The sequence below is a fragment of the Carboxylicivirga sp. genome (assembly GCF_982718395.1).
The window spans coordinates 18,387-31,164 of sequence record NZ_CEXQWX010000019.1; the positions used below are offsets into that span (position 1 = coordinate 18,387).

General features: G+C 37.7%; 10 protein-coding genes and 1 riboswitch. All 10 genes read left to right on the plus strand.

Going from position 1 to position 12,778, the window contains the following annotated elements:
* The first annotated feature begins 131 nt into the window (after positions 1–131).
* The 10 genes from AC4MRQ_RS05965 to AC4MRQ_RS06010 all read left to right on the plus strand — a co-directional run bounded on the left by AC4MRQ_RS05965 (position 132) and on the right by AC4MRQ_RS06010 (position 12,633).
* Positions 132–2,501, plus strand: coding sequence for a heavy metal translocating P-type ATPase (locus tag AC4MRQ_RS05965; RefSeq protein WP_491196741.1), 2,370 nt, complete (start codon positions 132–134; stop codon positions 2,499–2,501).
* 219 nt (positions 2,502–2,720) lie between these two features.
* Positions 2,721–2,927, plus strand: coding sequence for a cbb3-type cytochrome oxidase assembly protein CcoS (ccoS, locus tag AC4MRQ_RS05970; RefSeq protein WP_491196742.1), 207 nt, complete (start codon positions 2,721–2,723; stop codon positions 2,925–2,927).
* Positions 2,928–2,967: 40 nt separating this feature from the next.
* Entirely contained in the window at positions 2,968–5,115 is a 2,148-nt protein-coding gene (ccoN, locus tag AC4MRQ_RS05975) for a cytochrome-c oxidase, cbb3-type subunit I (protein WP_491196743.1), read from the plus strand.
* A gap of 323 nt (positions 5,116–5,438) precedes the next feature.
* Positions 5,439–6,062, plus strand: coding sequence for a c-type cytochrome (locus tag AC4MRQ_RS05980; RefSeq protein WP_491196744.1), 624 nt, complete (start codon positions 5,439–5,441; stop codon positions 6,060–6,062).
* A 146-nt stretch (positions 6,063–6,208) separates the two neighbouring features.
* Positions 6,209–6,571, plus strand: coding sequence for a four helix bundle protein (locus AC4MRQ_RS05985; RefSeq protein WP_491196745.1), 363 nt, complete (start codon positions 6,209–6,211; stop codon positions 6,569–6,571).
* Positions 6,572–6,614: 43 nt separating this feature from the next.
* Positions 6,615–8,009 carry a cytochrome c oxidase accessory protein CcoG gene (ccoG, locus tag AC4MRQ_RS05990; protein ID WP_491196746.1) on the plus strand — a complete coding sequence of 465 codons (1,395 nt, stop codon included), beginning with the start codon at positions 6,615–6,617 and terminating at the stop codon, positions 8,007–8,009.
* A gap of 95 nt (positions 8,010–8,104) precedes the next feature.
* On the plus strand, positions 8,105–8,548 hold the full coding sequence (locus AC4MRQ_RS05995; RefSeq protein ID WP_491196747.1) for a FixH family protein: 444 nt from the start codon (positions 8,105–8,107) through the stop codon (positions 8,546–8,548).
* A gap of 6 nt (positions 8,549–8,554) precedes the next feature.
* The gene (locus AC4MRQ_RS06000; RefSeq protein ID WP_491196748.1) at positions 8,555–9,256 is read left to right on the plus strand and encodes a sulfite exporter TauE/SafE family protein; all 702 of its coding nucleotides are present in this window, start codon (positions 8,555–8,557) and stop codon (positions 9,254–9,256) included.
* A gap of 121 nt (positions 9,257–9,377) precedes the next feature.
* Positions 9,378–9,587, plus strand: a riboswitch (cobalamin riboswitch).
* Between the two features lie 85 nt (positions 9,588–9,672).
* Complete coding sequence (locus AC4MRQ_RS06005) at positions 9,673–11,580, plus strand: TonB-dependent receptor plug domain-containing protein (protein ID WP_491196749.1); 1,908 nt, start codon at positions 9,673–9,675, stop codon at positions 11,578–11,580.
* 9 nt (positions 11,581–11,589) lie between these two features.
* Positions 11,590–12,633: a YncE family protein gene (locus AC4MRQ_RS06010; protein ID WP_491196750.1), complete on the plus strand. Its 1,044-nt coding sequence runs from the start codon at positions 11,590–11,592 to the stop codon at positions 12,631–12,633.
* The last annotated feature ends 145 nt before the right edge of the window (positions 12,634–12,778 follow it).

Genomic DNA, 12,778 nt, shown 5'->3' on the forward strand with positions numbered 1-12,778 from the left:
AGATGCTCTCAATACCAGGTTTCTCAAAAAAATCACCCCTCTAATCATCAAAACATCGTTAGAAGTGTTTACCTTCAAAACAAAACTGAATCTTTCTTTTTAATATAGGTGAACTCACATAACAACCGAATATGTCCAAAACATGCTATCACTGCGGCAGTCCCTCGCAATCCTGGGTACGGCACGATGACAAAGATTTTTGTTGCGACGGCTGCGTAATGGTTTATGATATACTGAAAGACAATGACATGGGTGCTTATTACGACATTGAAAAAGCACCCGGCATACGCAATAAAAAGGTATCCGTCGAGTATTACGATTACCTCGATCAGGAAGATATTAAACGATCGGTTCTTGATTTTTATGATGGTGCCATTGGGCGGATTAAGCTTTATATTCCGGCTATTCACTGTAGTTCATGTATCTGGCTGATTGAGAACCTAAACCGTTTGCATAAAGGCGTCATTACATCTACAGTTAATTTTAATCGGCGCGAGGCCGCTATTACTTTTAATGAAGAAGAGATTAAGCTGAGTGAACTAATGACATTGTTGGCTTCCATCAATTACAAACCGCATATCAAAACCGAGGAACAAAAGAAAACAGCAAAGCGAAGCAAACGATTATTGGTTAAGCTGGGAATTGCCGGTTTTATTTTTGGTAATGTCATGTTGTTGAGTTTCCCCGATTATTTATCGGCCGACATCTCACTAAATCCTGATGTCATTGCCTGGTTTAAGTGGATTAGTGTATTACTGTCCATTCCCGCTATGTTTTACTCTGGTAACGAATACTTTATTACCGCCTGGAAAAACATTAAGCGAGGTATTGTTTCCATTGATATGCCCATTGCCATTGGTATCATTGCGATATTTATTCGTAGTTTGTTCGAGATCATTACCGATGTTGGCTCAGGTTACCTCGATTCTTTAACCGGCTTAGTTTTCTTTCTGTTGATAGGCAAGTGGTACCAGGCCAAGACATACGAAGCTTTAAGTTTCGATAATGATTATAGTTCCTATTTTCCTTTAGGAATTACACGAATATCTGACAACGAGGAAGAAATTGTACCAATTAGTGAATTGCAATCGGGCGATAAAATACAGGTGCGTAATGGTGAAATCATACCAGCCGATGCTAAACTTCTGTCATTAGGTGCCGCCATTGATTATAGTTTTATCACAGGTGAATCAGTTCCGGTTCGAAAAGAGAAGATGGAGCTGATTTATGCAGGTGGTCGTGTGATTGGAAATTCATTGTTGCTGCAAGTCGAAAAAAAGGCCGAAACAGGTTATCTGGCTGAGCTATGGAAGGAGCGGAGTAATGCCGATGAAAAAGAATCGATGATATCGCATACCTTAAATTTGGTGAGTAAATATTTTACCATTGCCATTCTGTTGATTAGTGCGGTGACTGGTTTTTATTGGGCTTTTGAGGATAGCAGTAAGGCAGTCATGGCCTTTACTTCGGTATTGATTATTGCCTGCCCGTGTGCCCTGGCACTATCTGTTCCATTTGCTTTTGGTCACGCTGGGCGTATTCTGGGCAAAAACCATCTTTACCTGAAACTCACAGCTATTATTGAGAAACTAACCAAGATTAATACCATCATCTTTGATAAAACAGGCACCTTGACCGATCCGGATCATTTTGAGGTGAAGTTCGAGGGCGAAGCTCCCGATCATTATCATCAATCACTGATTAAATCGGTTGCGAACCAGTCTCGTCACCCTTTGAGCCGGGCTTTAGTTAAGCATTTATCTGATGCAGGACTTTTTGATGTGGCTTCTTTTACCGAACACGAAGGAGCTGGGGTGGAGGCTACAGTTATGAATTATCAGCTTAAGATGGGATCAGCCTCTTTTGTTGGAGAGAAACAAGATGATTCAAAACAATCGGCACGTGTATACATTACGATGGATGATAAAACGCTTGGTTATTACACTATTAAAAACTATTATCGCCCCAACTGGAAAGAAATGTTGCAAACAGTTAGTCAATACACTGATGTTCATATTTTATCGGGTGATAATGATGCCGAACAAGAAGCCTTAAGTCAAATAATAAAAGATGACTCGAAAATCCATTTTTATCAAACCCCCAAAGATAAGCAAGTCTATGTTGATCAATTAAGGAAAGAAGATCAGGTAGTGATGATGGTAGGGGATGGATTAAATGATATTGGCGCGCTGAAAAAGGCTAATGTAGGAATTGCTGTGGCTGATGATGTGCACCAGTTTTCACCATCGAGCGATGCCATCATAAGTGCTTCAGAATTGATGCGATTACCACAGTTTATGCAATTCTCCAAGTCAGCCTTACGAATTGTTTATGCTGCCATTGGCATATCTTTCCTATATAATATTGTGGGTTTATCTTTCGCAGTATCTGGTAATTTAAGTCCATTGTTTGCGGCCATACTGATGCCATTAAGTAGTGTTTCGGTGGTAGTGTTTACAAGCATTGGTGTCATGATATCAGGTAAAAGAAAGGGATTATAGCAGCCTATAAGTAGTTTCAGAAATTAGGATGTTGATAAAATTGCAGGTTGATTATGAGGTAAATAGGTTTGAGGACGGAAAAAATCTAACAAATGTTAAACAATCACAATGCCCTGATTGTCATTAAAGGCGGTAAAAGTAAAGGAATTAAAATACACAAAAAGACCTTTTAGTCTTAATATATTTTCTACTTTTGCTACGGAATAAAGAGTCGTAAGAATGGAGATAATTATAGTATTAGTGGTGGCCAGTTTATGTGTGGCCCTTGTTTTTTTAGCCTTGTTTGTATGGGCTGTAAAATCGGGGCAATACGATGATGATTATTCACCATCAGTACGTATCTTATTCGATGAAAAAGAGAAGGAGAAAAAAACAAATAATAAAATCCAAAATCTCAGTAAGGTGAGCAAGCAGGCAAAGGCCTGATGAACGACCAATGCTGAATTATTGAAAAAATGTTGAACACATGAAACAAGAGACGTTTTATTACGACAATAAAATTGTCAAATATTTTATGTATGCCACGATTATTTGGGGAACGGTAGGTATGGCAGCCGGAGTTTTGGTTGCTCTTCAAATGGCCATGCCGATCTTTAATTTTGATCTGCCATACACAACTTTTGGTAGGGTAAGACCTATTCACACCAATGCAGCCATTTTCGCATTTGTCGGAAATGGTATTTTTACAGGCGTTTACCACTCCATGCAACGCTTGCTTAAAACCCGAATGTTTAGTGATGTTTTAAGTTATCTGCATTTCTGGGGTTGGCAATCAATCATTGTTTGTGCAGCCTTAACCCTGGCATTGGGTATTACCACAGGAAAAGAATATGCCGAACTGGAGTGGCCGATTGATATCCTGATAGCTGTTGTATGGCTTGTCTTTGGATGGAACATGTTTGGTACCATTATGAAGCGCCGTGTTAAACACTTGTATGTGGCAATCTGGTTTTACCTGGCAACATTTATTACGGTTACCGTTCTTCACGTTGTTAACTCAGTAGAATTACCTGTTACTTTTCTGAAAAGTTATTCGTGGTATGCAGGTGTTCAGGATGCCCTGGTGCAATGGTGGTATGGACACAATGCTGTGGCCTTCTTCCTGACGACGCCTTATCTGGGGTTGATGTATTATTACATTCCGAAGGCATCTAATCGCCCTGTTTATTCATATCGTTTGTCGATTGTTCACTTCTGGTCCTTCCTGTTTATTTATATTTGGGCTGGACCACACCACTTGTTATATACTGCTCTTCCTGATTGGGCACAGTCATTAGGAACAGTGTTCTCCATTATGCTTTTAGCTCCATCATGGGGTGGTATGCTTAATGGATTATTAACCTTACGAGGTGCCTGGGATAAAGTGCGTGAAAGTGCAACACTTAAATTCCTTGTTGTCGCCGTTACCGCTTATGGTATGGCTACTTTCGAAGGTCCTCTTTTATCACTGAAAAATGTCAATGCGATCAGTCACTTTACCGACTGGACTGTAGCACACGTTCATGTGGGAACATTAGGATGGAACGGATTCCTGACCTTTGGTGTATTATACTGGTTGGTACCTCATTTATTCAAAACAAAACTGTATTCAGAGAAACTGGCCAATGCCCACTTCTGGATTGGTACATTAGGTATACTGTTCTATGCAATTCCAATGTACTGGGCTGGTTTAACTCAAAGCTTAATGTGGAAAGAGTTCACAGAAGAAGGTTTATTGGCATATCCTAACTTCCTTGAAACTGTAACTCAGATTCGTCCAATGTACTACATGCGTGCTTTCGGAGGTTTAATTTACCTGGTTGGTGCCATATTAATGGGATATAACCTGTTTAAAACAGCCGCTACTGGTAATTTAATAGCCAACGAAGAAGCAACTGCTGTGGTAGAAGATATAACCAAGGGCAAAAAAGGTGAAAAACCTCATGGATGGTTAGAAAGAAAACCAGTACAGTTTATGGTCATTTCTTTAATAACAGTGCTTATAGGTACTTTCATCGAGTTAATACCAACCTTCCTGATTAAGTCCAACGTACCAACTATTTCAAGTGTACAACCATATACGCCACTAGAATTAGAAGGACGCGACATATACATTCGCGAAGGATGTTATAATTGCCATTCTCAGATGGTTCGTCCGTTCCGATCAGAAACAGAGCGCTATGGAGAATACTCTAAAGCAGGTGAATTTGTTTATGATCATCCGTTCCAATGGGGATCAAAACGTACAGGGCCGGACTTAGCTCGTGAAGGAGTGATGACTGGTAAGGTGTATAAACCGGACGCCTGGCATTATGAACACATGCTAAATCCACAAAAGCTTAACGAGAATTCGATCATGCCAAAATATCCTTGGTTGATAGAGGACGATTTGGATGTGTCTGACCTGCCTGCTAAAATACGGGCTATGCAAACGCTTGGTGTACCATATCCGGAAGGTTATGATGAAGTAGCAATTGACGATTACAATAAGCAAGCAGATAAGATTGTAACAGGTCTGAAAGCTGCTGGGATTGAATCATCACGTGAGAAAGAAATTATTGCTCTGATTGCCTATTTACAGCGATTGGGAACAGATATTTATAAAACGGCTCCTGAAGTAGCTGAAACGGAATAGGAGGGATTGATATGAAATTAGTAAGGCATTATTTAGAGTCGATATCGGGGGTTGAAATATACCCCATTATATCCTTCATAATATTCTTTGTCTTCTTTTTGGTGGTTACTTATATGGTAATTCGAATGAAAAAAGAGTATGTGGAAGAAGTATCGAATTATGCAACAGATAAGGCCGATGAAGTGCCGGTATCTGATCAAACTTTTAGCGATTAAATTTGAAATGAATTTGTAGTCTGAATGGTTGTGTTTATGAGAGTTTTGCGATGTGATAGAGAAAATAGACTACTACCAACTGACTAAAAACTTACAGACTATATATCTATGGAAGAGAATAACACGCATAAAAAATTACCGGAAATTGATCCATTAACCAATGATAAGTTTGTGCCGGAGCATGAATTTGATGGTATCCGAGAATTAGCTAATAATCCGCCATGGTGGTTGACTTTTATATTTATCTTCTCAATTTTATTTGGATATGTATATTTGGCTAAATACCATTTTTATGGAGATGGTGATTTACAGATTCAGGAATATGAAAATGCCATGTTAGCTGCTAATCCAGAAGAGGAAGAAGAAGCTGCCGGAGGTATTACCATTGAGATGGAAGACATTGATTATTCTGTGCCATTGGCTGATGCCGCTGGGTTAGATAAAGGTGCCAAAATCTTTAAAACCAACTGTGCTGTTTGTCACCTGGCCGAAGGTCAAGGATTAGTCGGCCCTAACCTGACGGATGAATATTGGATTCATGGTGGTAGCTTTGAAGATATCACACGCATTATTAACAATGGTGTGGTAGAAAAAGGTATGATCGCCTGGAAAGGGCAATTATCAAAGAAGCAAATTCATCAGGTGGCCAGCTATATTACAACTTTACAAGGTACCAACCCACCTAATCCAAAGGCACCAGAAGGTGAGAAATATGTGCCGGATGCTGAATGATGTTAAACTGTTGATTGTCGAATTGTTGATTTGATAAGACCATAACGTATTTAGATTGTATATGATAAAGCTAGCATTTCAAAATATGTTAGCTTTATTTGTTTTTAATTCAGAAAAGATTCTAACCTGATTAACCTAGGTTTATAATGTATACTTATAGTTTTGAAAAGCTTGAAATCTGGCAACTTTCAAGGAAACTGGTTAAAAGGATTTATCAAACGACACAATCGTTTCCTGATAATGAAAAGTATTGCTTAACGAACCAACTTAGAAGGGCAGTTGTTTCTATTTCATCTAATATTGCAGAAGGTAACGGAAGGAGCACAAACAAAGATAGAGCCAGATTTATTGAGATTGCATACTCCAGTCTGCTTGAAGTTTTAAATCAATTGATATTATCAAATGATCTTGAATTTCTATCAAATGAAGAGCTGGAGAGTTATAGAATAGACATTAACGAATTGTCAAACAAATTAAATGCTTTTCGAAGGAACCTTCTGAATGAATAATCAGATTGACAATTAGACAAAATACATCTCGACAATATAGGATATGAACAACGACCAAAACTCTTTTCGCGACAGAATAGTCACGATGAATGAAGAAGGCAGACGAAACTGGATCTATGCCAACCAGCCTAAAGGAAAGCTATACAATGCTCGAACAATTGTTGGAGTAATATTACTGGCATTTTTGTTTTTGGCTCCGCATATAAGGGTAGCTAATGGTGAACCACTGCTATTATTCAATATTTTACAACGAAAGTTCGTATTGTTTGGTGTTGTTTTCTGGCCTCAGGACTTTCATTTATTTGTTATTGGATTAATTACCATTATTATTTCGATCGTTACGTTTACAGTAGTTTATGGCCGCGTTTGGTGTGGATGGGCTTGTCCGCAAACCATTTTTATGGAGATAGTATTTCGTCGCATTGAATATTGGATCGAAGGTACCGGAGATCAACAGCGGATAAGAGCGAAAGGCGAAGATACTTTTGATCGTGTTGGAAGAAGCGTACTGAAGCATCTGATTTTTATCTTGATATCATGGGCTATTACGCATACTATGATGGCTTACATTGTAGGTGCTGAACAGGTGCAGCAATACATTGTGAGTTCTCCTGCCGAGAACTTAAGTGTGTTTATCGCCATCATGGTATTTACAGGAGCTTTTTATTTTGTATTTGCCTATTTCAGAGAACAAGTGTGTTCACTAGTCTGTCCTTACGGTCGCTTGCAAGGTGCTCTTCTGGATAATAATACCCTGATGGTGACTTACGACTTTAAAAGAGGAGAGGGGCGAGCACCGATGCGTAAAGGTGAAGATCGTGCTGCAGCAGGGAAAGGAGATTGTGTTAATTGCTACAAGTGTGTGAGTGTTTGTCCGACAGGTATAGATATTCGAAATGGTATTCAATTAGAATGTATTAACTGTACAGCTTGTATCGATGCCTGTAACAGCACTATGCGTCGATATCAATTACCTGAAGGCTTAATTCGTATTACCTCACAAAATAATATTCTTAATGGATCGGCATTCAAGTGGACACCTCGAATCATTGCTTATACAGCACTAACAGCTGCTCTTATAGGAGCGTTGGTGGTACTATTTACATTACGTTCGAGTTACGAAACAACCATATTGCGTGTTCAGGGATCCTTATATCAAAAGCCTGATGAAGGTAATTACTCAAACATTTACAACTATAAAATTGTCAATAAAACAGAGAAAGAAGGTAACCTGAGTATAAAACTGGTTTCACCTAATGGAACGGTCGAGCTGGCAGGCAGCTCCATGCTGGTTAAAAAACAGGAAAGAATACAAGGAGCCTTTTTAATCAAACTAAACGAAAAAGAACTGACCGGTAAAAGCACCAAGATTGTATTGGGGGTGTATAATGGAGATCAATTAATTGAAACCATCCACACTACGTTTGTCGGTCCTTAATAGTCATCCATTTATTAGATATTATATGAAACGAACATGTAATTTTTAAAATCTCTTGTGAGTTACATATGACAACTGAAAGAAAAATTAAACATATGAAATTTAATTGGGGACATGGTATTGTTTTAGTCATCGTTACAGGTGTAATAGGTTTTTCAAGCCTTGTGTTTATCACAACGCGAGAGAAGATTGATATGGTTACTGAAGACTATTATCCGAAAGAACTGAAGTACGATGAGCAAATTACGAAAATTAAGAACTATAATGCCTTGTCAAAAAAAGTGGTTATCAAAAAGGAAAAAGATATCCTAATTCAGTTTCCTGATAATATTGCCGACGCTAACCAGATATCCGGATTAGTGCATTTATATCGGCCATCAGACAAATCGTTGGATGTTGAGAAAGATATCAAGCTCAGCAACGATTATATAATGACGCTTTCATCAGATAAACTTGCCAGTGGTAAGTATGAATTAATTATTGAGTGGGAAGCAAACAGTCAGCCATACCTGACTAAAGAAGTTCTATACGTTGATTAATAGGATATGTACATAATAGAAGGTTTTATATATGGATTTTTAGGCAGTATGCATTGTGTTGGCATGTGTGGCCCATTGGCTCTGGCATTGCCTTTACCAACCAGATCGGTTGCACAAAAAGCATCAGGAGCAGTGTTATATAATGTTGGACGTGCTTCTACCTATGGGTTATTAGGGCTTATTTTCGGTTTGTTAGGAGCAGGATTAAAGTTATCAGGTATTCAACAATGGGTTTCGATAGCCTGTGGTGCCATTATGATACTTAGTGTCATTTTACCTGGGGTAATAAAGCTTCCTAAGTCAAGCAATAAGGTATCAACATCTATTTACTCAACGTTGAAAAGGAAGATAGGTGATTCATTAAATAGAAAGAAATTAAGTAATTTGTTGGTAATTGGGGTATTAAATGGTTTTCTTCCATGCGGATTAGTTTATGTTGCAATAACAAGAGCTGTTACATCAGACACGATAAATGACAGTGTTTTGTTTATGGTAGCTTTTGGTTTTGGAACATTACCTCTGATGTTTGCAGTAGCATATTTTGCCAATATCATCAAGAGCCGGTTCTTACATCAACTAAGAAAAACTATACCAATGTTTATCATCATTTTAGGCGTACTGTTTATTTTAAGAGGAATGAATTTAGGAATTCCATATGTTAGTCCTGAATTTGAGGAAGAAACACAAGAGGTAAAGTGTTGTCACTAATTGTTTTTCGATAATAAAATGTACAAGAAGACTGGCTTTAGAGCTGGTCTTTTTTATTTAAAAACTTTCTAAAGAAGAAAACATTTATGTGCTAATAATTTTTTCATCTGATCAATTCCATTACTTTTGCCCACGATTTGGTTCATAAAGCATATATCAATGCCGAATGATAAAAGGGAATGCCGTGAAAGTCGGCAACAGTATCCGCTGCTGTAAGTTCCAACCGGAGTTTTCCGGAAAATGCTGTAATCAACAAAGCCACTGTTCATGGGGACGGGAAGGCGATTACAGTGGGATAAGTCAGAAGACCTGCCAAAGAAATTCAATTGTTCGTGTCATTCGGAATAAATGCAGAGCGATACTTATTTGTATTCAATATCCGTTTTGTCAGGACAGTTTATTAAACTCAAAATTAGATGAGGATTAGACTGTTAATGATATTTTTGATGGCTTCATTGGTTATAATGGCTGATGGTGAAGTGCGTGATTCTGTGAGGGTGAAAGAGGTTGAGATTACAGCTTCGCGGAAAAAGCATTTTAGTGATGGATACCAGCATGAAGAAATATCAGGTGAAATTTCAGGAAGTTATTCTTACAGAACTTTAGGCGAAGTATTGAAACATAATGCAAACATTAATATTCGTTCTTATGGTTCCGCAGGGGCGTCAACTTCTATTTCATTTAGGGGGCTTGGAGCTTCTCAAACACAAGTTAACTGGAATGGTTTTCCAATTAATTCGGTAACATTGGGATCGGCAGATGTTTCAAATGTCATGTTATTGCCCAACAACTCAATAACAATGATTCCCGGTGCAGGGGGTGTAACATATGGAAGCGGAACTTTTGGCGGTGTTGTTAATATTGGTTTCAACCCAAGTGGTATTGAAAGAAATAATGGGATTATAGATCTAAATGCAGCCTCATTTGGTACCTTTAAAGTTGGTGGTAGCTACGATTTAAAAATCAATAAGCTGATACTAAGTGGTAGTATTTGGGGTGATAAATCGGATGCTGATTATAAATACTTCGATCAGATAAAACAGACAACTTTAAAGCGACAGAATGCAGATTACAATCAATACGGTTTTCAGCAATATATCACCTATAAACCAGATGCATATTCAGAATTAATCGCAGGAATTTGGGGGCAGGTCAAGGATATGAATATACCTGCCATCGAAGGTGCCTCTTTAAAGAGTTATGAAAACCAAAAGGATTCTACTTTACGCGTTTTCATGAGTTACAAGAAAGTATTCGAACGAAGTTCAATAAATATAAAAGGGGCATGGTTTTATGCTGATCAGCATTATGTCCAGAAAGACAGTGCGGATGCACCGCTCACGATGATTGATTCCAGAATTAAGAGTAAATCATGGTTTGGTGATTTTAATTATCGTGTTTATCTCATTGACCGTTTAAGTCTTGATGCAGGTTTGACGTATAATCATACTAAAGGAATTGTTGATGCCTACGAGGGTACTCAGAATGATGAAGTAATTGGTCTGATAGCTGGTGTCAGGTATGTAAATAAATTAAGCGCGAACTTTGCTTTAAGAAAAGAGTGGAGTAATAATGTTGACTCTGATATTCTAATTAATACCGGTTTTTCATTTCCATTAACGAAACAATTTATTGTAAGGGGAGCTTATTCGCAAAAATTCAGACGCCCTACGTTTAATGATTTATTTTGGGTGCCAGGTGGTAACCCGGAGTTATTGCCCGAACGAGGCTACTCAATTGAGATTGGTGGGCAATATTTGATAGATTCGAAAACGTTAGGAGAATTTACTACTGATCTATCTGTTTATTATAGTCCGATTGAAAACATGATTGTGTGGCGACCTGAAGGTGCCCTTTGGTATGCAAAAAATTATAGTGATGTATTAACACGTGGGATTGACCTAAAATTAATGCATCATAAAAAAATTAATACTATAACCTGGAAAACAACAGGAACACTGGGTTATAATCAGGCAACGATTGAAAGCATTGCGGAAAATAATAAATCTAAAGAAGGCAGACCATTGTATTATGCTCCAAAGTGGATGAGTAATATCAACTCTGGTATTACAACAGAAAATGATTATCAATTTTTTGTGAGCTGGAATTTTGCATCAGAACAATCCTATGATGATTCGGATGACACTATTGAACCATATTGGCTGCTAAATGCGCAAATTGCAAAAAATATAAAAATCAAAAGAAGCCAGTTATTCGCACAGGTTTCTGTTGAGAACCTGTTCAATAAATCATACCAAACGGTGAGATCTTATCCAATGCCGGGAAGGATGTGGCATATAAAATTGAAGTATCTAATTAATTAATTTATAATCATGAAAAAAGTATTCAAGTTTCAAGTTCTATTTGCACTACTGGCTATTTGCCTGGCTTCATGTTCAAGTGATGATCCGGCTCCGGTTTATCCTTCTTTAAAAGGTGATTTTGTTGTGAGTGAAGGAGGTTTTGGAAAAAATAACGGAGCAATTGCATTTTATAATGAGGAAGTTAGTGATAATGATATTTTCTTCTCGGTAAATGATCGTAAACTAGGTGATATAGTTCAGGATTTTGAAATGGTTGACACACTGGGTTTTATTGTGGTTAATAATTCACAAAAAATTGAAATAGTTAGAATGAGGGATTTTAAGAGTGTAGAGACAATTGACGATGATCAATTGACATATCCACGTTTCGTAACTCAGGCTACAAATAGCACGGTGTATATTACCAATGGCTCAATGGATGGAGAAGTGTTAATATATGATTTTAAGAAGTTTGAGTTTGCAGGTTCCATTGCTGTTGGTAAGGGACCTGAAATGATGGCTAAAGTTGGAAATAAAATGTATGTAGCCAATTCCGGAGGATATGGTGTTGATAATACGGTTTCTGTTATTGACATCGAACAGAATAAAGTTGTCGAAACTATTACATTAGATGAAGGTAGTGTAACATTAAAGTTAGATAATAATAACGATGTATGGGTTTATAGTAAAGGAGCCCATGGAGGTACCTGGACTTGGTCTGACGCTAAACTTTACAAGATTAACTCTAAAACCGATGAGATTGCAAAGACTTTTGAGTTGAATGGAACTATAGGAACTTATGGCAGTAACCTGTTTTCAATATCAAAACAAGGAGAAGTTTTCTATATGACTGATGCGATATATAAAATGGATATTAATGCAACAGATGTTCCTGCTGAAAAATGGTTAGATAAGACGTTCTACGGAATTGATATAAATACCGAAACAGGCCAGGTATATTGTTTTGATTCTGTTAATAATGAAGTGGTGATAATTAATAAAGAAGATGGGGCTGAAATCAAAAAGATCACTGGTACTGCTCCAAATCCTCGGGCTGCAATTTTTAATTATTAATATCACTAAGGATTCACGCTATTCATTTGGTTGAAATTCGAATTCAACTCCCTAGCATACCCCTCACTAATGAGGACAGTTTCTATAAGGTCGGTTTTGCCGGCTTTTTTTATTCTTTTATTCAATCATTGAAATATTTGGAAAA